Raw genomic sequence first — 19,349 nt, forward strand, 5'->3', positions numbered from 1 at the left:
CATCGCAGACCACGGAGTCGCATGCATCCTCGGCCATCACGGCCACGCCCGTCGCCGACGGCACCACCGGGCGAAGCGAGGAGGCCCGGAATGCACATCCGTCTCACACATCGATCATTCGATCATCACGATCAGGACGCCAGCGTGGCCAGATCGACCTGTGCGGCCATCGTCGAGTAGCCGGCGGCATTCGGGTGCAGCAGGTCCGGCCCACTCAACCGCGGGTTCAAGCCGTTTGGATCATGCGGATCGCGCATCGCGGACTCGAAGTCGATGACGCTGTCGGACAGATGTTGTCGGCGAATCCACGCATTCACCACGAGCCGTTGCCCATTGGCCGCCGGCGTGCTCCACCCGTCGGACAGCGAGGTCGCCGCGGGCAGGAGGGTTCCGAGGTGGACGCGAAGGCCTGCCGCATGAAGTCGCAGGATGACCTTGCGTAGTCCGTCGATCACCGTGGCCGCATCGGTACCCGGCGGAATCCCGAGATCGTTGATGCCTTCGAGCAGGATGACGTCGCGGACGCCCGGGACCCCGATGACGTCGTCCGCCACCCGGTCCATCAGCGACGGGCCGTAGGCGAAGATCGCCGGCCCCAGGGTCACGCGGTTGCCACTGATCCCCGCGTTGAGGACCGGCCGGTCGATTCCCGCCCGATCGAGACGTCGTTGCAAGAAGTCCGGGTAGCGCACGTTGGTATCGATCACCGACCGATCCTCGGTGAGGCCCAGGTACTGGGCTGCCATGAATCCGTCGGTGATCGAGTCTCCGACGGCGACGATACCGGTGACCGAAGTCGGTGCAGCAACATCGATTCCGGTGACGAGCGGTACCTGGTCGGTGGGGACGGTGAATGCAGCGCCGGAGGTGTCGCGGCTGTGATCACCGCTGCCGGCGACGGTCGCGAAACTCGTGGCGTTACCGACGTAGTGGACGGTGGGGACGGTCGCGTCGGGGAGGAACACCGACACTGCCAGCGCCCGCCACGCCGTGACATCGACGTCGACCGGGTCGCTGGCGACGTCGGCACCCGGTGCGATCGACACCGAGTCGCGGCCGCCGAAGGTCACCGGCACGATCCTCGCGACCTGCGCACCGCGGACACGGCGTGACACGGTGACGCCGCCGATACGGATCGGCTTGGCCCCGAACCGGTTCGTCAGGCGTACCCGTGCGACCGATCCCGACAGGTGCGGCGTCGTCATCACGCGCAACGTGTGGTCGGCAGGCGCCGAGGGAATCGGGTTCTCCAGCGAGATGTCGCCGCGATTACTCGGCGCCGCCATCCAGCCGGCCACCCAATGCGCCCCGACGCCGGGGCCGCGATCCGACGGATGTGCTTGCACGACACCAACACCGGCTGTCGCCAGCACCGCGGCCACCACGATCGCAACCGCACCGCGTCGCGCCCGTCCTGTCGGTCTCCTCATGAACGTCCCTCCCCGGACTCGAGTTGACCATGCGGTCAAGTCATTCGAGTATCGGGGCTCGTCGCGCCCGGTGCAACGGATTGCGGCGATTGGGTGCCGCAGACGCCGACGACGCCGGGACCGTGGAGGTCTCCGACGTCGTCGACGCTCCGACCCGGTGGTCGGAGGAATGCGGCATCAGGGCAGGGGAATCCAGAACCCGAACAGCCAGAACCCGTTCGGGGTGTACTGACCCGGCTGCCAACGCGGCTGCGGATGCCACTGCGGCTGCGGGTGCCACTGCTGCGGTTGCGGCTGCCACCGGTTCGGCTGTGGTTGCGGCTGCCACCGGTTGGGCTGCTGGTAGTGGTTTCCCTGCGGCGGCGGGGCGGCCGAGGCGATGCCGGCACCGGCACCGATGCCGGTGACGATGGCCCCGGCGGCGATGACGCCCGCCACGATCCGCTTTGCGGGCACTGAGCGCGACTTCACCGACCGCGCCTCGGTCCCCGAACTGCTGACGGTGTTCATGAGATGTCCCTTCGAACGACGATGATCGTCGACGGCGTCGGACGGCGCCGGCTCGACAGCCGCGACGAACAACCACTCCCGACCGTGTTGGTCGGGAGTCGACGGCGTCGTCGGCCAATGCTGACGCTACGCCGTCCGAGGGACAGAAAATCGGACCTGACCTGCAGATTCACTGTGGGAGGCTGAGTCTTTTGGGTGCTTTGATCCGAACGCGAACAGCTGATTGCCAGCCGAATCACATCAATGTTCGTTTTGCTCCCAGCTACCCCACAGCGCTCCTGCGATCGGTCAGGGCAGCGGAATCCAGAACCCGAAGAACCAGAACCCGCGCGGGCTGGTCTGACGCGGCGCCCACTGCTGACGCTGGGGCTGCTGCTGACGCTGGGGCTGCGGTTGCTGCTGACGCTGCGGTTGGGGCTGCTGCTGACGCTGCGGTTGCTGCTGGGTCTGCTGGTGGCTGGGGGCCGTCGGCGCCGCCGAGGCGAGACCCGCCCCTGCTCCGACGCCGGTGATGATGGCACCGGCGGCTACGACACCGGCCACGGTGCGCTTGATGGTGATGCCCGAACGCTTGGCGGTCGCTGTTGTCATCTGGGTTTCCCTTTCTCGGATCTACGGACGGACGACGAGGTCGAAAGACCGCCGTCCACAGCCACGGCGACGTCGCCGGCGGTGTGATCAGGAGAACCGATCCACTCCCCGGCGCAACGTTCGCTTCGTGTCTAAGTCATTACGCTACAACCGTTTTCGGGCCGAAATCGTCGCGCACGCTGCGAGGTTTCTGTGCGGTTCATGCCGGTATGACCGTTTAGCCCGTTACACCCGAAGCGTCCTGTCAGGACCGCCACAGACAAGGCCGCAGTGCTCACAGCCGATCGCCAGCGATCTCAGCCGAGCACGGCCGCTCGCCCCGCATGGGTGGGCGGTTAGGGTCAGTTCCATGACGACCAAGCCCTCGCACACCGACGATGCTCGACCATCGGCGATGACCGCGACCTATGCCCTGCGCCGGCGCCTGCCCGACAACGTTCTCGGCCACGCCCTGTTCTCTCTCGGTATGGTCGCGCGCGTTCCCTACTTCGGCACCGTGCTGCCCATCGTCGAGGAGATGCGCCCCGGGTACTGCAAGGTGAGCGCGCCCAAGTGGTTCGGCGTGTACAACCACATCGGCACGTTCCACGCGATCGCGGCCTGCAACCTCGCCGAGGCCGCGATGGGCATGCTGATGGAGGCCAGCCTGCCGCCGTCGCATCGCTGGCTGCCCAAGGCCATGTCGACGCAATACCTGGCCAAGGCCACCACGCGACTGACGGCGGAGGCGACCCTGACCGAACCGATCGACGTCGAGGCGATCAGTACCGGAACCGACGTCGTCGTCTCCGTCCGCATCCTCGACACGCACGGCACCGAGGTGGTCCACGCCGACATCACCACCTGGGTGACGCCACGCGCGGGCGACGACTCACGCTGACGCACCGGGACAAAACTCCTAGGCTGGGACGATGACGTCGCGTCTGCCGCGACATGGAGACGAAAGGTTGCTATTTCATGTGTGGAGTCTGCGGCGAGATCCGCTTCGACGGGTCCGCGCCCGACGTCTCTTCCGTCGACGCGATGACCGCCGCGATGACCCGGCGGGGCCCGGACGCCTCCGGGGTCTACATGAAAGGCAATGTGGCGCTGGGGCATCGGCGTCTGAAGATCATCGACCTGTCCGAGCGGGGCGGTCAGCCGATGGTCGATCCCGAGTTGGGGCTGGCGTTGGTGTTCAACGGCTGCATCTACAACTATCAGGAGTTGCGCCACGAACTCGAGGGCAAGGGCTACCGATTCTTCTCCCACGCCGATTCCGAGGTCATCCTCAAGGCCTTTCACGCGTGGGGCGCCGACTGCGTCGAGCGCCTGATCGGGATGTTCGCGTTCGCCGTCGTCGACACCGATTCGGGCACGGTGACCCTGGCTCGCGATCGTCTGGGCATCAAGCCGTTGTATCTGGCGGAAACCCCCGGGCGGCTGCGGTTCGCGTCGTCGTTGCAGGCGCTGCTGCGGGCCGGGGACGTCGACACCTCCATCGACCGGGTCGCGCTGCACCACTACTTCAGCTTTCACGCGGTGGTTCCGGCGCCGCACACCATGTACAACGGCATCCGCAAATTGCCTCCGGCCACCGTCCGGACCATCACCCGCGATGGCCGCAGCACCGAGCGCCGGTACTGGGAGCCGGTGTTCGCCCCGCATGCCGATCGGGCCGACTGGGACGAGAAGCGCTGGCAGCACGAGTTGATGGATTCCCTGCGCACCTCGGTGCGGCGTCGGATGGTCGCCGACGTCCCGGTCGGGGTGTTGCTGTCCGGGGGCATCGACTCGTCTCTGGTGGTGGCGCTGCTGGCCGAGCAGGGCCAGACCGACCTCGCCACATTCAGCATCGGATTCGATTCCGCAGCAGGCGAATCGGGCGATGAGTACGCCTACTCCGACCTCATCGCCGATACCTTCGGCACCGATCATCACAAGATCCACATCGGCACCGACCGGCTGCTGCCCGCCGTCGGCGACACGATCGCCGCAATGAGTGAGCCGATGGTCAGCCACGATTGCGTCGCGTTCTATCTGCTCTCCGAGGAGGTGAGCAAGTCCATCAAGGTGGTGCAGTCCGGGCAGGGTGCCGACGAGATCCTCGGTGGTTACTCCTGGTATCCACCGCTGGCCGGTATCGCGCGCCCGGAGACGACGAAGGCCTACCGTGAGGTCTTCTTCGATCGGTCGCACGAGGAGATCGCCGCGATCCTCGCCGACGACTACCTGTTGGAGGAGCGCGATTTCGACCCCAGTTGGGAGTTCGCACTGGCCCATCAGTCGGCCCCGGGTGCGCACACCTCGGTCGACGCAGCGCTGCGCCTCGATACCACGGTCATGCTGGTCGACGACCCGGTCAAGCGGGTCGACACGATGACCATGGCCTGGGGACTCGAAGCACGCGTGCCCTTCCTCGACCACGAGTTCGTCGAGCTCGCCGCCACCTGCCCGCCGGATCTCAAACTGGCACATGGCGGTAAGGGCGTACTGAAGGAGGCCAGTCGCGCGTTGCTGCCCTCGGCCGTCATCGACCGCACCAAGGGGTACTTTCCGGTGCCGGGTATCCGGCACCTCGAGGGCGAGGTCTTCGATCTCGTCGCCGATGTACTCAAGACGCGCTCAGCAACCGACCGCGGACTGTACCGGCCGGCCGCGCTCGACCGACTGTTCGCAGATCCCAACGGGATTCGCACTCGCCTCGACGGCAACGAGCTGTGGCAGGTCGCGATGCTCGAGATGTGGTTGCAGACCATGGAAGGTCTCACCGCACCGTGACGCCGTCCGTTCCGCCCGGCGCGCAGGCGTCGACACCCGATTCCATCGCCGCCGGCGTCCCCGACCCCGCGTTCTCGGTGCGCTTCGACGAGAACGGGTGGCACACGTACGGTCCGTCGGTCTCGCCGGACGGGTCGGCATTCGCCTACATCGTCGACGACGGGACCGGTTATCCGCGTGCGGCACAGCGGGTTCTGACTCCCGACGGGGTCGGCGAACTGCGGTGGGTGCGGGTGCCGGCGACCGGACCGGTGCGCAAGCTCGTGCATTCCAGCGACGGCCAGTGGCTCGCGGTGGAGTTGGCGCCCGGCGGCGGTGAGCACCACCAGGTGTGGGTCGTGACGACCGATCCCGACGACGACACCGCACATCGCGTCGCCGCCATCCGTCCCGACGGCAATCCCTACACCGCGGGCGCGGGGCGGTCTTTCGGTACGGTGACCCTTGTCGGTTGGGACACCGATTGGGTCCTGATCACCGCCACGGCGACCGACGGCACCGCGCACTCGCTGCGGATTCATCCGAGCACGGGCACCACCCAGACCCTCGACGTGCGTGTCGGTGGCGCACTGATCGACTCGTGGAAGGGCGCCACGCTGCTACGTGTCGGCCCGCGCGGTTACCACGACATGCTGCTGCTGCGACGCCGGGATCGCCAGGACGGCACGGGATCGGCCGGTCCGCTCGATGGTCACGTCCGGCGTTCGGCGCGTCCGCTGCGTCCGGCGCTCGCGGTCGGGGCCCGCGAGGACGAGCCGGAGGTCGAGATGAGCACACTGTTGCCCAACGATCCGGGTTCGGTGACCGACGACGGGTACATTCTCGACCAGGGCTTCGACCACCCGTCGCTGGTGTTCGTCGGGCCGCCCGGTGACGCCGAGCGTGATCTCGACTCGGTACAAGCCGTGGTGCGCAGTGACTTCGACGCCAAGTATCCGCGCCTACTCGGTGTGGAGGTGGCCCGCACCGGAACCCGCTTCCGGGTGCTGGCACAGCGCGCGGGCTGCGGCCTCGACGCCTTCGCGGTCTCACACGACCAATCAACGGTCGCGATGCTGTGGAACACCGACGGGCACAGCGAGTTACAGATCATGACGCTTCCCGATCAGACACTGCACGATCCGATTCCACTGCCGGGTGACGTGGCGTCGGAGTTGTCGATCAGCGCGGCGGGCACTCTCATCGCGGTGACGGTGTCGAGTCCGCAGCGCTCGCCGCTGGTGCATCTGATCAACACCGCGAGCCGGGAGGTCACCCCGGTCCGCGACGACATGGTGACCGGCACCGGCCCGTCGCACACCCTGCGGCCCGAGCTGCACGATTTCTCCGCGCGCGATGGGATGCCGTTGTCGGGCTGGCTGTTTCGTCCGACACAGCGCTCATCCGACGCCGACGACCGTCCGACCCCGTACCTGTTGTATTTTCACGGTGGCCCCGAGGCACAGACCCGGCCCGACTATCACTTCCTGTTCGGTCCGCTCGTTGACGCCGGCATCGGGGTGTTCGCTCCCAACGTGCGCGGGTCCTCGGGGTACGGGCGTCTGTTCTCACACGCCGACGACCGCTACGGCCGGTACGCGGGGATCGACGACGCGGCCGATTGCGCCGAGTATCTCGTCGATGCCGGTATCGCCGATCCCGACGCGCTCTACGTGTCGGGGCGGTCCTATGGTGGCTATCTGACATTGGCGTGCTTGACTTTTCACCCCCAGCTCTTCGCGGCCGGCATCGCGATCTGCGGTATGAGCGATCTCGAGTCGTTCTTCCGCAACACCGAGCCGTGGATCGCGGTGGCCGCCTACACCAAGTACGGTCATCCGGAGTCGGATCGCGAACTGCTGCGTGACCTGTCCCCGATCCACCGGATCGACGAGGTGTGCGCTCCGTTGCTGGTGATTCACGGCGCCCACGACACCAACGTTCCGGTCAGTGAATCGCAGCAGATCGTGCACGAATTGCGGTCTCGTGGTCGGGTGGCCGAGTTGCTGATGTTCGGTGACGAGGGCCACGAGATCGTCAAGCGCGACAATCAGCAGCGACTGACCAATGCGGTTGCCGATTGGGTCTTTCGTCATCCCTCGGCCGCGGCCGCCCACGCCGAATCGCACCGGCTGGCCCGCGCCGCCGAATTCGGCTGGGATGCCGCGGATTCGGTGTCGGATCAGGCCCGGCTGTCGTGAACCGCCGTCGGCCCAATCTCCTGGTCGCGAAGCTCGTCGAGGTCCGATCACATCACGAGCACGCGAACATCGAGGAGGAGTTGCGCCGACTGATCCTCTCCGGTGGCGCACCGCCGGGCACCGTCATTCCCCCGGGTGAGGTCGCCGACGCCTTTCGTGTGAGTCCGATCCCGGTGCGGGAGGCACTCAAGACTCTCGTCGGAGAGGGACTGGTTGTCCACCAGCGCAATTCCGGATATCGGGTGAGTTCGTTGTCGACCGACGAACTCAAGGAGATCTACTTCGTTCGCGGCGTCCTCGAACAAGCCGCGCTCGCACAGGCCGTCGACCGTGCCTCCGAGGCCGATATCGCAGCCGCACGTGGCTGCCACGAGCAACTGGTGACCGCCACCAAGTGGGGCGACGGCAAGTCGTTTCACGACGTGTCGAGGCAGTTCCACATGTGTCTGACCGCGCCGTGCGCGATGCCACGTTTGTTGTCGATGTTCGAGTCGACGTGGAATCTGACCGAGCCGTTCCAGATCATGCGCAGCGTGAGCTCGGCCACCCAGGAGCTCCTGAACGACGACCATGCGGCTCTGCTGGACGGATTCACCGCTCGCGACGTCAGCGCCGTACTCGACGTTGCGAACACTCACCACGCTCGCCTGGAGACCGCGATCCTGGAGACCGCGGGCCGTCTCGGCCTTCCACCCGAGTGACGGCCGCGCCGCCGATCGGATCAGCGCGCACCCGTCCGACGAACGCGGAGCACCCTGACGGGGAGTCACTCCGTAATCGTCACCCACCCAACAACCTGGCCACCGCATCCGCCGGCGGCTCACCCGACGACACCGGAAACACCCCACCATCATCACCAACCAAAAAATACGTCCGATCAATACGAACCTCACCCGGACGATCGCGCACAAACACCCGCCACCCACCATCCACCCGAGACACCACCGCATCCTCCACCACAAACTGAATCGCCCCGGGTTTGCTGGAGGCTCGGTTAGTTGGTTCCAGCGATTGCTGGGACCGGGTTCTCACGGTAGCTGGTGGCTGTGTGGGTCGCCCAGTAGGCGGCCTCGTACTCGACTGGCGGGACGTGTCCGATCTCGCCGTGCAGGCGTCGGTGGTTGAACCATTCGATGTATTCGGCGACCGCGATTTCGACCTCGCCGACACCGCCCCAACCACCACGCGGGCGCATCACTGGGTTACGAATGCACTCGGCTTTGAACAGCGAGTTGAACGCCTCGGCCATCGCGTTATCGTACGAATCACCTTTGGAGCCAACAGAAGTCACGGCATCCGCCTCGGCGAGACGTTCGGTGTAACGAATGGCTCGATACTGCACTCCGCGGTCGGAGTGGTGGATCAGCCCGGCCACATCCTGGCCGGCCCGCGAGCGCGCCCACAACCCCATGTCCAGGGCATCGAGCGCGAGGCCGGTATGCATGGTCGTGGACACCTGCCAGCCGACGACCATGCGGGAGAACACATCGAGGATGAATGCCGCATATACCCAGCCGGAGTGGGTACGGATGTAGGTCAGGTCGGCGACCCACAAGGCATTCGGCGCTTGGGCGGTGAACTGCCGTTTGACCCGATCAGCCGGCGGTGGCGTCTCGGCACCCTCACTGCGAGTGGTCTTACGTGTCTTCAACCGCGGTATCCCCTGCAGCCCATCGGCTTTCATCGGTCAAGCCCCTAGAAGTGGTGTAACTGGTTTTTGATCCTTCGTTGGTGATCAGGCGGGCAGTTGCATCAGGTCATCGGTGCTCACCTCCGTCGTGGAGCCGGTGTTGGTACCGGTGGTCAGGGTGAGTCGGCAGCGGCCCAGAACTTCGAGGCCGAGGTAGCGGCGGCCTTCGGCCCATTCGTCGGTCTGTTCTGCCAGGACGGCGCCGATGAGGCGGACGATGGCGTCACGGTTGGGGAAGATCCCAACCACGTCGGTGCGGCGGCGGATCTCGCGGTTGAGCCGTTCTGTGGGGTTGTTGGACCAGATCTGTCGCCACACGTCGTCGGGGAACGCGGTGAAGGCGAGCAGGTCCTCGCGGGCATCGCCGAGGTGCTCAGCGACCTCGGGCAGGCGGTGCTCGGTGTACTCCAGCAGCCGGTCGAACTGGGCGTTGACGGCGTCCGCGGTGGGCTGGTCGTACACGCTGTGCAGCATCGCTTTCACGGCCGGCCACATGGACTTGGGGCACACCGCCATAAGGTTGGCGGCGTAGTGGGTGCGGCAGCGCTGCCACGCGGCTCCGGGCAGGTTCGCTGCGATCGCCTCGACCAGGCCGGCGTGGGCGTCGGAGGTCACCAGCCGCACGCCGCCCAGGCCGCGGGCGACCAGGTCGGCGAAGAAGGTGTTCCACGAGGCCGTGGTCTCACTGGTGGCCACCTGCATACCGAGGACCTCGCGGTGCCCGTCACCGTTGACCCCGGTGGCCAGCAGCACCGAAGCCTTCACGACCTGCTTGTTCTCCCGGACCTTGATCGCAAGCGCGTCGGCGGTGACGAACGTGAACGGCCCGGCCTCGTCCAGGCGCCGGTGGCGGAACGCGGCGACCTGCTCATCGAGATCTTGGGCCATGCGTGAGACCTGCGACTTGGACAGCGAGTCGATGCCCAAGGTCTTGACCAACTTGTCCATCCGGCGAGTGGAGACGCCGGCCAGGTAGCAGTCCGCCACGACCGTGATCAGCGCGGATTCGGCCCGCTTGCGGCGCTCGAGCAGCCACTCGGGAAAGTAGCTGCCCGAGCGCAGCTTCGGTACGGCGACGTCGACGGTGCCGACGCGGGTGTCCAGGGGCCGGTGGCGGTAGCCGTTGCGCCGGTTGGTGCGTTCGGCGGTGCGGGCGTTCCATTCGGCGCCGCACACGGCGTCGGCGTCGGCGGAAAGCAGGGCGTTGATCATGGTCTGCAGCAGCTCGCGCATCAGATCCGGTGATGCGTCGGAGAGGGCTTGGCTAAGCAGGCCTGCAGGGTCGACAATATGGGGTGCGGTCATCGTGATGACTCCTCGAGGATTCTTTAGACGGTTGACTCGAAGGATCACACGGTGGCCGCTCTACATTCGTGCACAACACGGATTCGTAGACGGGCTCGGCCACCGAGTTACACCACTCTAAGGGGCACTACTGCTTTCATCAATCGTTCGACGGTGCAGCGGGCCACGCCGAACCCCTTTCTACATAGTTCGGCGTGTACTTTGCGAGCACCGTAAACACCGAGATTGTCGGCGTGCACGGTGCGGATCTCACCGAGCATCTCGCGGTCACGAACTGCTCGTGGCGCCTCGGTCTTCTGTCGGCTCAGGTGGGCTCGCACCGTGGACGGAGCGATCTGGGCGGCCGTGTCGCGCAGGGCCGCGCAGATCGGATCGACTCCGTGTTCATCGCGATACGCGGCGACGAACTCCACGATCAACGCTGTGGGCGGTCGATCTCCGCCGCGAAAAAAGCCGACGCCTGCTTCAAGATCGTGTTCGTTATCTGAGGCCCGACCAAGGTAGTCAAGGATGTAAACGACACGCCGGTCGAGATGCCGGGAAGTGTGCCGTAGACAGGTTATCTTTGGTGTCCATGACGAGCCGTAGTCTGCGAGTGCAGTCGGTGGCGATGCCATTCGGCGATTCGGAATCGTGGACGGTTGTCGATCGCGATTCATCGGTGGTGGCACCGATCGAGGGGTTCTTGTCGCATCTGCACGCGATCGAACACTCACCGAACACCGTCAAGGCCTACGCGTATGACCTGCGGGACTGGTTCGAGTTCCTGAACCAGCGCGCACTGGTGTGGTCGCGGGTGCACCTCGAGGATGTGGGCCGTTTCGTTGCGTGGCTGCGACTGCCGCTGGTGGCACGGGCGGCCGGCGTGGCCGCTTTGCCGACCGCGGAGAGCGTGTGCTCGGAAGCGACGGTGAACCGGAAACTGTCCGCGGTGTCGGCGTTCTACGAGTTCCATCAACGTCACGGCGTGGATCTGGGTGATCTCCTGACAACCTGGCAACGGCGCGAAGTGCACGGTGGGTCATGGCGTCCGTTGCTGGCGCACTTGGGATCTCGACTGGAACGTACCAAACGGATCCGGCTGCGGGACGATCGGAGCATTCCCGACACGCTCGACACCGATCAGGTCTCGGTGATCGTGGCCGCGTGCGATCGGCTGCGGGACCGGTTCCTGCTCGTCCTGCTCGCCGAGTCCGGGCTTCGGGTGGGTGAGGCATTGGGGTTGCGGCACAGTGACATCGACGCTGCATCTCGGCTGGTGTCGGTGGTGCCGCGTGTGAACGTGAATCGGGCGCGGGCCAAGAGCGGACGATCCCGGCAGGTACCGGTACCAGCCCGAGTGATCCGCCTCTATGCCGACTACCTGCACGGCGAGTACGGCGACCTGGACAGCGACTACGTGTTCGTCAACCTGTGGTCCGGTCGGATCGGGTATCCGCTGACCTATCCCAGTGTCTACGACTTGGTCTGCCGGATCCGGTCTCGGACCGGAATCCGATTCGGTCCGCACACCTTTCGTCATTCCTATGCGACGGAGTTGTTGCGTCGCGGGGTGCCGGTGGAGGTGGTACAGCATCTGCTCGGACATGCCTCGATCGCCACCACCAGCGACGCCTACGCACACCTGAAAGTCGAGGATGCGCGGCGAGCGTTGGTGGCAGTGGGCTGGCTTCCGGAAAAGCAGGAACAACAATGAGTGCCGAGGCGGCGGCGAGGACCCTCGTTCCCGCAGCGGCGCGACAGTTGACGTCCGTGGTACGCCCGGAGTTCCGCGTCGATGTGTTGGTGCCGGCAGTCGGTGATCCGATTCTCGGCACGCCCGCGTGCATGGTCCGGGGATGCGTGCACTCGAGCCGTTACGGCGGGCTGTGCCTGGCGCATCGTCATCGGTGGACGCGTGCCGGCCATCCGGACCGACAGACCTGGGCAGCCACCGCGGATCCCGAGGTGACAGGCCATCGACCGCTGCAGTCGTGTTCGATCACCGAATGCGGGTTCGGTCAGCATCGGTATCAGCTGTGCTACAAGCATTCCCGAGACTGGGACAAGGCAGGACGACCACCGGTGGCGCAGTGGCATCCGCACGTGGACGGCGAACAGACTACGATCTGCGCGATCCCGGAATGCCGCTTGTGGGCCGAGTTGGGACAAGGCTGGTGTCGTTCCCACCATGTCCGCTGGCGCCAACGGGGCCGCCCACCTGTCGACGAGTTCATCAGCTACTGCGCCCACTACGGCGAGGACCGATTCGATCTGCGAGCGATGCCACCGCACCTGCGGCTCGAGATCCAGTACACGCTGCAATGCCGGGTCGATACGCACCGGACCCGCACCACACCACGCTCGATCAAACCACTGTTGGACCATCTGGCCACCTCCGGTGTCGAATCGCTGCTCGAGCGTTCACTGACCGAGTGGCTCGCCGGGCTACCGGCCTCCGCCGCGACCAACTCGCCTCGAGCATTTCTCGGCTTCGCGATCGAGCGACTGCACGACCTGCGCGACGACACCGGATGGGACGGTGAATACCGGCGAGATGTGTGGCTGCTACGGCGGCTCGGCATCGCCGCCGGGGACGATGCTCGATGCGATTTCACCCCTGTGCACCCACCATGGCTCCGTGAGCTGGCCAAACGCTGGTGCCGCTGGCGGATATCGTGTGGGCTCGGGGTGGGTCAGCTGCGCAAGGACCGGATCGCGCTGGTGCGACTGTCACAGCTGACACCCGGGTTGACCACGGCGCCCGGCCCGGCGCATCTCGATCGGGCAGCGTTGGAGGGATACCTGGCCCGACTCGCTGTCGAGGTTCCCCACCCGAAGACCCGCAGTAGCGACATCAGTTCCGTCGCCGGGTTTCTGCGTGCTGTCCGTCAGCACCGTTGGGCGTCGTTGTCGGCCGACGCCGAGTTGTATCCCAGTGACCATCCTCGCCGCGACGAGACATCCCGGCCACGGTTCATTCCCGAGTTCGTCATGAACCAGATCGAAAGCACCGACAACCTCGACCGGATCGCCGACCCTCGGATCCGGCTCCTGGTGGAGATCCTCATCCGCACCGGCCTGCGTGTAGGCGATGCGACCCGGTTGCCTCTGGACTGTCTGATTCGAGACCGACAGAGCGCGGTCTATCTGCGCTACCGCAACCACAAGATGCGACGCGACGCGATCGTGCCCATCGACGACGAGCTCACCGCCATGATCGAGGCGCAACAGGCACGCACCCGGCAGCGGTTCCCGACCACCGCGGTGTTGCTGCCGCGCACGACATCCAACCCCGACGGCCGGTTGCCGATGCCCACCGCCACCTTCGTCCGCCAGCTCGGACTCTGGCTTGAAAGTAGAAATATCACAGACGAACTCGGAAGTCCGGTGTATGTCACCGCACACCAGTTCCGGCATACCTACGCGACTCGACTGATCAACAACGAGGTGCCTCAGGAAGTGGTCCGGCGTCTGCTCGATCACACCAGCCATACGATGACCGCGGTCTACGCACGCCTGGCGGACACCACCATCCGTGAGCAGTGGGAACGCGCCCAGAAGATCAACATCCGCGGCGAACCCGTCGACACCACCATCGACGGCCCACTCGCCGATGCCGAGTGGATGAAACAGAACCTGTCCCGAGCCACCATGGTCCTTCCGAACGGCTATTGCGGTCTGCCACTACAGAAATCGTGCCCGCATGCCAACGCGTGCCTGACCTGCCCACTGTTCGTCACCACCGCCGAGTTCCTACCGCACCATCACAAACAACTCGACGACACCCGAACGCTGATCGCCCGCGCCGACGCGGACGGCCACACCCGTCTCGCCGAGATGAACCGCACCGTCGAAACCAACCTGCTCACCATCATCACCACCCTCGAAGGTGACAGTCACTGCCGCTGCGGTGAGGACCCCGCGACCGATACATCCTGCTGCCGAGAGGGATCATCCGATGCCGACTGACAACAGTCACCACCTCGTCGCAGCCGCCCAGCGACGCCGAATGGACACTCTTGCCCGTGCCCGACGAACCCTGCATGAGCTCAAGGAGACCGGGAAAAGGTTCACTGTCACCGACATTGCCGCCCGCGCCGGAGTCTCCCGGGCCTGGCTCTACAACCAGGCCGAGTTCCGCGATGACATCCGTCGCCTCACCACCTCGCCGGCGGTCCCGGCCGCCACCGTCGGTATCGAGCGGGGGTCGGATGCCTCACTGCGGCAGCGTCTCGCTCTCGCGCACGTTCGCATCCGCGAACTCGATACCGAAAATCGTGAATTGCGCGACCAAGTCGCCCGGCTCCACGGCCAACTCCGCACTCATCGCCTCGAAGCAGGCAGTGTCATAGACACTGTTCATGACACGAACTCCCTGTTCAACCATTCAAACGACCGAACAGACCTGAGATAACATTGGCCCGCCGCAGCTCGCGGTTCTCCCGCTCCAACTGCGCGATCCGGTCGGCATCCTCGGTGGTGGTGCCCGCCCGCACACCGCCGTCGATCTCAGCCTGACGAACCCAGTTGCGTAACGCCTCGGGATGCACCCCAAGCTGATCGGCAATCCGCTTGACCGCGCCGCGCGAGGACTCCGGGTCCCGTCGCGCTTCCACCGTCATCCGGGTAGCTCGCTCCTTGAGTTCCTCACTGTACTTGCGTGGTGCTGCCATGCTCTCCATCCTTCACAGGTTCGAGAGCCTCCGACAAACCCGGGGCGGTTCACTCCGTACCGCTGCGACGGGTTGATGCCGAATACCGGGCGAAACCAGACCACTCATTCTCCAACACCCGATATTGCCCCATAGCGCAATGCGCGTCCTGCGCGAACATACTGCACCGCATTCAAGAACACACCGGGACACGCACCTGCCAACGAAGCCGAGCTACCGCCGGCCCAGCAACCTGGCCACCGCCTCCGCCGGCGGCTCACCCGACGACACCGGAAACACCCCACCATCATCACCAACCAAGAAATATGTCCGATCAATACGAACCTCACCCGGACGATCGCGCACAAACACCCGCCACCCACCATCCACCCGAGACACCACCGCATCCTCCACCACAAATCCCGACATCGGATTCACCGCAACAAACGCCGCCACCCGATCCACCGCCGACGCGCCATCAGCCACCACAATCGGCCGACCACACACCACCGACGGCTCCGACAAATCCCCAAACATCGCCACCGCCCGATCCTGCACCACATCCGCCGTCCCCATCGACGCCTCAAAATCCGCGGCCACATCACCACACAACACATGCACCACACCCCGACCCGACTCCCGATCCACCACCAACACCAACGCATCAAACAACCAGAAGGGAACCGGGTAATCCTGGCGAAGCTCTTTAACAAGCCTTAACACGCGCTTTGTATCAACCATCGACAAATCCGCGAACCGATCATCAATTACCCGTCCCTCAAAGAGGGCAATATCAGTCCAACGAGAATGGCCAGGATCGAAGTGTCCGACCCAGACGAACCTGTCCCAAGGACCATCAGAGAGTTCACCCGAACTGTCCACGACAATTTGACCTATTTGAGCACCAAGACGTTCGAGCAACATTGTTAGCGAGTCGCTTCCAGTCATATCGCATCCGCCCTTTCGATCCTGGACAAGATCTCGCGCTTATAGTACTGACGAGTATAGGTTTGCCGACTTTTATTGTCGAAGGTATCACCGAGCTTAACTCCTAGTAATGGCCGACCGGACGCAGCCGAATAGGCTCTACCGGCGACCGTTACCTCCTCCGGCCTCTCCCCCACCACCGGCGCATCCAGGTCGATCGTCACCTCCACCCGCGCCCCATACCGAGCAAAATCAGACCACTCATTCTCCATCACCCGATACGGCGTCATATTGAAATGCCCATCCTGAGCGAACATGTTGCGCAACCCCTGCGCCAAAACAAACCGGAAACCGAACACATGCCCACCCTGATCGGTGTCGAACACCTCCTGCACACCCTGCCCCCGCGCAGCCTCCCTCTGCGCCGCCACCTCCGCACCCGGCCGATCCACCCGATCAAACACCTCACCAATCACCACCTTGCCACCCACCGGCACCTCCAAACCGTTCTCCCCGAACGCGGTGGTCAACGTCAGCTCATTGCCACCCACACCCGTCACCGTCTCGATCACCCGATTCTCCGGATACACCGGATGCGCACCCACCGGATACTCCAGTTCACGCTCGTGACGGGCCACCTCCCGGTAATCGGCATGCTCCGTTCCCAACCCGTCCGGATCCAGTTTGGGTTCAATACGAGCGGTCCACTCATCGAATATCCTCTCGCGCACCGGCGTCCCGTCAACGCCAACGCCGAGATCGCGCCGCTCGATCACGCTGACCGGCTCGCCACGCCCCGGGTCGATCCACCGTGACCGCGGGCCGGCACCGACCTCACCGACCTCGAGCGCGGCATGCAGGCCTGCCTCCCCGAACAACGGGTGAACCGCAGTACCGTGCGGGTGGAAGTAGCCCGCCACGACGATGCCGACGTTCTCTTCACCCCAATGCGGTGGCCACCCCGACCGCGCCCCGGTCACCGGGTCGACGAGGTGGACGGCCCCGCCGTCGTTGACCGCAACGTATGCGTGTCCGCCCAGCCCCTCCGCATCGCCGGCCCACCGTGACGCGATGAGCGCCTGCGCACCGTCACCGAGGTCGAGCAGAGTGTCGTGGATACGCGCGTACGAGTCCGGCAGAGCCTCCGAGCCGATCGCCTCGAACAGATCGCGCGCAGCGATCCCCTCCGCGGTGGGTTCGTTGGGCAGCACGAACTCATGCCCGGTCGTCTCCGACAGGTAGTCGAGCACGTCGGCGGCACACGTCTCCGCTCCCGACTCCGGTTCGTAGGGGTCGTGGGCCGCGGCGTGGCCATCGGGCGCCGCGCCACCTTCCACGAGCCCCCGGTCTGTGACATCGGAGCCCGCCTGCAGGTTGCCGCCGTCGCCCTTCGCCGTGGCTACCGGCTCACCCGCAGAATGCGACGGCCGCCCTCCGCCGACATCCGACGCCTGTGGCCGTCCGAGCTCCTCGGGCACCCGCGACGACCGCGGCTCCTGCGTCCGCGGCTCCGGCGCCTTCTTTCCCGATTCCGGTTGGCGGGCAGGGTCCTTCGATACCTGAGCGGTGTCCCGGCTCGTACCGCCGGACCTCTCCGAGTCTGCGGCCGTCTCCGTCGAATGGGCACGACCCGGCGGCGCGTCGGGCGCGGGTGTCGCGGGAGGCGGTGTGCCGGCCGATCCGGCGCGGTCGTCCGGTTCGGCGCTCGTGCCACTCGGGCCACCCAACTCATCAGCGGTCGGCGTGTTCGCGGCCCGTGGGTCACTGGGGCCGGGTGCCGGTTCATCGCCGCCCACGTGCGTGGGCGTCGGCGTCGGTTGCGCACCACCGACATCGGTGACGGGCGTGCCCCGCTCCCCCTCCGGTGGCACCGCTCCGACAGCCGGTTCCGATCGGGTCACGGGCGTGACCGGAGAATCGGCGACGCGGGCCACCGGGGTGCCCGCACCCCCGCCCGACCGGGCGCCGTCCGCGCCCGACGTCAACGAAGCACTCGGACGCGGCGAAGCATCCGTTCTCGGTGCCACCCCCGCCGACCGGGCGTCACCCGCCGTCGCCGTACCACTTCCGGATGCCGACGACGCCGTCGACGCCACTGCCGGGCCCGCCGCCGATGCACCGGACGTGGCGCCCCGATCCCCCGCGCCGGCATCGGATAACGGGTGAGGGGCCGACTCCATGGCGCGCCCGCCCGAATCGGTTCCCCCCGTTGACTCCTGCACACCACGAGCCGTGCTGTCACCGGCCTCGTGACTCTCGGGACCAGTCGCCGTCGTACCCGACTCCGGGTGTGCCCCAGCGGTGTCGCCGGCGGTATCCACCGAAGCCCCGCCCCGGTGGAGTTCAGCCATCAGATCGGGCGACAACTCACCTTCTGCGAGACCTGAATTCGGCTGCTCACCGGCGGTGTCGGGCGTGTTGGCATGAAGTGATCGGCCGAGCGCGTCGACACCACCGAAGACCATCCCGGCCTGTACCGCCGACCCGAGGTCGACATGCCCGGTCGTGATCTCCTGCGCCCCAACCATTCCGGCGGTGTTGGCCACCACACCCTGCGCATAGTTGCGGACCACCCCGTCGACGTTCGGGGCGATCCGTCCCAGACCTGCCCCCACACCGCCGGCGAGCACACCGGTGATCGCCGCGGATTCGGCGTCGGCACCCACACGGCCCCAATCGATCCCGTGCCGTGTGCCCTGCAGGTTCTGGATTCCCTGGACGGCCAGATCCATGCCGGACGAGATCGCTGTGTTCAGGGCCGCGCCGACCACCATGTTGAATGCCATGTCGGCGATCACGCGCGCCACCTGCTCACTGACGATGCGCCCGAGCGTCTCGAGCACCAGTCGCGTGATCACCGCGCGCGTGGCGGTGATGGCCACCGCCACCTCGGCCGGCGCCGACCAGTTGAGCCATGCGGTTGCCATCAACGTGACGATCGTGGCCGCCAGCACGATCAGGTTCGCGATGTACATCTCCTTGGTGAACTGGACCTCGGTGCCCATGTTCTCCAAGCCGTCGGCCAACGACCGCACCTGCGAGACCAGCGTCTGGATCGACGCGTCCCCCGAGGTGAGCGACGAGTATTCGGTCTCCATCGCCTCACGTGTACGACCTTCGATGTTGTCGAGCGCCGTCGAGATCGCCGTGCGCGTCGACGAGAGCGACTCCGACTCCAGGCCGTCGGCCACCTCACGGAACTGCTGCGCGAGCCGGCGCAGCGCGTCCTCGTCACCGTCGGGGAACTTCTCGCCCATCTTGTCGCCGAGCCACGTCAGCCAGCCCGGCAACCCGATGGTCACCGCCGCGCCCCACGGCGCGC

17 protein-coding genes, 1 pseudogene and 1 other annotated feature are annotated in these 19,349 nt (G+C 65.9%); of the genes and pseudogenes, 7 read left to right on the top strand and 11 right to left on the bottom strand.

The window, feature by feature from the left end:
* Window positions 1-131: 131 nt before the first annotated feature.
* The 4 genes from AC5ZH6_RS19435 to AC5ZH6_RS19450 all read right to left on the bottom strand — a co-directional run bounded on the left by AC5ZH6_RS19435 (window position 132) and on the right by AC5ZH6_RS19450 (window position 2,531).
* Window positions 132-1,430, bottom strand: coding sequence for a GDSL-type esterase/lipase family protein (locus AC5ZH6_RS19435; protein ID WP_288338201.1), 1,299 nt, complete (start codon window positions 1,428-1,430; stop codon window positions 132-134).
* A gap of 40 nt (window positions 1,431-1,470) precedes the next feature.
* Window positions 1,471-1,608, bottom strand: coding sequence for a hypothetical protein (locus tag AC5ZH6_RS19440; RefSeq protein WP_288338202.1), 138 nt, complete (start codon window positions 1,606-1,608; stop codon window positions 1,471-1,473).
* On the bottom strand, window positions 1,608-1,940 hold the full coding sequence (locus AC5ZH6_RS19445; protein WP_288338203.1) for a hypothetical protein: 333 nt from the start codon (window positions 1,938-1,940) through the stop codon (window positions 1,608-1,610). The genes AC5ZH6_RS19440 and AC5ZH6_RS19445 overlap by 1 nt, the downstream gene beginning before the upstream one ends.
* A 288-nt stretch (window positions 1,941-2,228) precedes the next feature.
* Complete coding sequence (locus AC5ZH6_RS19450; RefSeq protein WP_094600889.1) at window positions 2,229-2,531, bottom strand: hypothetical protein; 303 nt, start codon at window positions 2,529-2,531, stop codon at window positions 2,229-2,231.
* A 349-nt stretch (window positions 2,532-2,880) separates the two neighbouring features.
* Between AC5ZH6_RS19450 and AC5ZH6_RS19455 the strand changes: the two genes are divergently transcribed.
* The 4 genes from AC5ZH6_RS19455 to AC5ZH6_RS19470 all read left to right on the top strand — a co-directional run bounded on the left by AC5ZH6_RS19455 (window position 2,881) and on the right by AC5ZH6_RS19470 (window position 8,172).
* Window positions 2,881-3,411 carry a hotdog fold domain-containing protein gene (locus AC5ZH6_RS19455; protein WP_006367906.1) on the top strand — a complete coding sequence of 177 codons (531 nt, stop codon included), beginning with the start codon at window positions 2,881-2,883 and terminating at the stop codon, window positions 3,409-3,411.
* 77 nt (window positions 3,412-3,488) lie between these two features.
* On the top strand, window positions 3,489-5,291 hold the full coding sequence (locus tag AC5ZH6_RS19460) for an N-acetylglutaminylglutamine amidotransferase (protein WP_026919937.1): 1,803 nt from the start codon (window positions 3,489-3,491) through the stop codon (window positions 5,289-5,291).
* The gene (locus AC5ZH6_RS19465; RefSeq protein ID WP_288438023.1) at window positions 5,288-7,471 is read left to right on the top strand and encodes a S9 family peptidase; all 2,184 of its coding nucleotides are present in this window, start codon (window positions 5,288-5,290) and stop codon (window positions 7,469-7,471) included. The genes AC5ZH6_RS19460 and AC5ZH6_RS19465 overlap by 4 nt, the downstream gene beginning before the upstream one ends.
* The gene (locus AC5ZH6_RS19470) at window positions 7,468-8,172 is read left to right on the top strand and encodes a GntR family transcriptional regulator (protein WP_265076826.1); all 705 of its coding nucleotides are present in this window, start codon (window positions 7,468-7,470) and stop codon (window positions 8,170-8,172) included. The genes AC5ZH6_RS19465 and AC5ZH6_RS19470 overlap by 4 nt, the downstream gene beginning before the upstream one ends.
* A 79-nt stretch (window positions 8,173-8,251) precedes the next feature.
* Here AC5ZH6_RS19470 and AC5ZH6_RS19475 read toward each other — a convergent pair.
* From AC5ZH6_RS19475 to AC5ZH6_RS19490, 4 genes and pseudogenes are all read right to left on the bottom strand, one after another.
* Window positions 8,252-8,434: pseudogene (locus AC5ZH6_RS19475) on the bottom strand (hypothetical protein); the annotation flags it as partial.
* Window positions 8,435-8,465: 31 nt separating this feature from the next.
* Window positions 8,466-9,155, bottom strand: coding sequence for an IS3 family transposase (locus tag AC5ZH6_RS19480; RefSeq protein WP_496167698.1), 690 nt, complete (start codon window positions 9,153-9,155; stop codon window positions 8,466-8,468).
* A 51-nt stretch (window positions 9,156-9,206) separates the two neighbouring features.
* Window positions 9,207-10,466 (bottom strand): IS256 family transposase, encoded by a 1,260-nt coding sequence (locus tag AC5ZH6_RS19485; protein ID WP_336874021.1) that lies wholly within the window; start codon window positions 10,464-10,466, stop codon window positions 9,207-9,209.
* A 107-nt stretch (window positions 10,467-10,573) separates the two neighbouring features.
* Window positions 10,574-10,879: an IS3 family transposase gene (locus tag AC5ZH6_RS19490; RefSeq protein ID WP_496167700.1), complete on the bottom strand. Its 306-nt coding sequence runs from the start codon at window positions 10,877-10,879 to the stop codon at window positions 10,574-10,576.
* Window positions 10,793-10,921: a sequence feature (AL1L pseudoknot), on the bottom strand. It overlaps the preceding gene by 87 nt.
* 119 nt (window positions 10,922-11,040) lie before the next feature.
* Between AC5ZH6_RS19490 and AC5ZH6_RS19495 the strand changes: the two genes are divergently transcribed.
* From AC5ZH6_RS19495 to AC5ZH6_RS19505, 3 genes are read left to right on the top strand one after another with little or no spacing between them, the layout of a single operon-like run.
* Complete coding sequence (locus tag AC5ZH6_RS19495) at window positions 11,041-12,162, top strand: tyrosine-type recombinase/integrase (protein WP_496167486.1); 1,122 nt, start codon at window positions 11,041-11,043, stop codon at window positions 12,160-12,162.
* Complete coding sequence (locus AC5ZH6_RS19500) at window positions 12,159-14,417, top strand: tyrosine-type recombinase/integrase (protein ID WP_496167484.1); 2,259 nt, start codon at window positions 12,159-12,161, stop codon at window positions 14,415-14,417. The genes AC5ZH6_RS19495 and AC5ZH6_RS19500 overlap by 4 nt, the downstream gene beginning before the upstream one ends.
* Before the next feature lie 40 nt (window positions 14,418-14,457).
* The gene (locus AC5ZH6_RS19505; protein WP_496169215.1) at window positions 14,458-14,862 is read left to right on the top strand and encodes a DUF6262 family protein; all 405 of its coding nucleotides are present in this window, start codon (window positions 14,458-14,460) and stop codon (window positions 14,860-14,862) included.
* Here AC5ZH6_RS19505 and AC5ZH6_RS19510 read toward each other — a convergent pair.
* The 3 genes from AC5ZH6_RS19510 to AC5ZH6_RS19520 form a co-directional block, all read right to left on the bottom strand.
* Complete coding sequence (locus tag AC5ZH6_RS19510) at window positions 14,828-15,121, bottom strand: transposase (RefSeq protein WP_496167701.1); 294 nt, start codon at window positions 15,119-15,121, stop codon at window positions 14,828-14,830. The two genes, AC5ZH6_RS19505 and AC5ZH6_RS19510, sit on opposite strands and share 35 nt — an antisense overlap.
* A gap of 213 nt (window positions 15,122-15,334) precedes the next feature.
* Window positions 15,335-16,048, bottom strand: a complete 714-nt coding sequence (locus AC5ZH6_RS19515; RefSeq protein ID WP_265076828.1) for a hypothetical protein — start codon at window positions 16,046-16,048, stop codon at window positions 15,335-15,337.
* Window positions 16,045-19,329 carry a WXG100-like domain-containing protein gene (locus AC5ZH6_RS19520; RefSeq protein ID WP_265076829.1) on the bottom strand — a complete coding sequence of 1,095 codons (3,285 nt, stop codon included), beginning with the start codon at window positions 19,327-19,329 and terminating at the stop codon, window positions 16,045-16,047. Before AC5ZH6_RS19520 ends, AC5ZH6_RS19515 begins: the two co-directional genes overlap by 4 nt.
* Between the last annotated feature and the right edge of the window lie 20 nt (window positions 19,330-19,349).

This window comes from Gordonia sp. YC-XJ4, from assembly GCF_059511865.1.

What these genes read in the sequence shown, in the direction of transcription:
- AC5ZH6_RS19435 (WP_288338201.1), bottom strand. Translation starts at nt 1,430, where the DNA reads ATGAGGAGACCGACAGGACGGGCGCGACGCGGTGCGGTTGCGATCGTG.
- AC5ZH6_RS19440 (WP_288338202.1), bottom strand. Translation starts at nt 1,608, where the DNA reads ATGCCGCATTCCTCCGACCACCGGGTCGGAGCGTCGACGACGTCGGAG.
- AC5ZH6_RS19445 (WP_288338203.1), bottom strand. Translation starts at nt 1,940, where the DNA reads ATGAACACCGTCAGCAGTTCGGGGACCGAGGCGCGGTCGGTGAAGTCG.
- AC5ZH6_RS19450 (WP_094600889.1), bottom strand. Translation starts at nt 2,531, where the DNA reads ATGACAACAGCGACCGCCAAGCGTTCGGGCATCACCATCAAGCGCACC.
- AC5ZH6_RS19455 (WP_006367906.1), top strand. Translation starts at nt 2,881, where the DNA reads ATGACGACCAAGCCCTCGCACACCGACGATGCTCGACCATCGGCGATG.
- AC5ZH6_RS19460 (WP_026919937.1), top strand. Translation starts at nt 3,489, where the DNA reads ATGTGTGGAGTCTGCGGCGAGATCCGCTTCGACGGGTCCGCGCCCGAC.
- AC5ZH6_RS19480 (WP_496167698.1), bottom strand. Translation starts at nt 9,155, where the DNA reads ATGAAAGCCGATGGGCTGCAGGGGATACCGCGGTTGAAGACACGTAAG.
- AC5ZH6_RS19485 (WP_336874021.1), bottom strand. Translation starts at nt 10,466, where the DNA reads ATGACCGCACCCCATATTGTCGACCCTGCAGGCCTGCTTAGCCAAGCC.
- AC5ZH6_RS19495 (WP_496167486.1), top strand. Translation starts at nt 11,041, where the DNA reads ATGACGAGCCGTAGTCTGCGAGTGCAGTCGGTGGCGATGCCATTCGGC.
- AC5ZH6_RS19500 (WP_496167484.1), top strand. Translation starts at nt 12,159, where the DNA reads ATGAGTGCCGAGGCGGCGGCGAGGACCCTCGTTCCCGCAGCGGCGCGA.
- AC5ZH6_RS19505 (WP_496169215.1), top strand. Translation starts at nt 14,458, where the DNA reads ATGGACACTCTTGCCCGTGCCCGACGAACCCTGCATGAGCTCAAGGAG.
- AC5ZH6_RS19510 (WP_496167701.1), bottom strand. Translation starts at nt 15,121, where the DNA reads ATGGCAGCACCACGCAAGTACAGTGAGGAACTCAAGGAGCGAGCTACC.
- AC5ZH6_RS19515 (WP_265076828.1), bottom strand. Translation starts at nt 16,048, where the DNA reads ATGACTGGAAGCGACTCGCTAACAATGTTGCTCGAACGTCTTGGTGCT.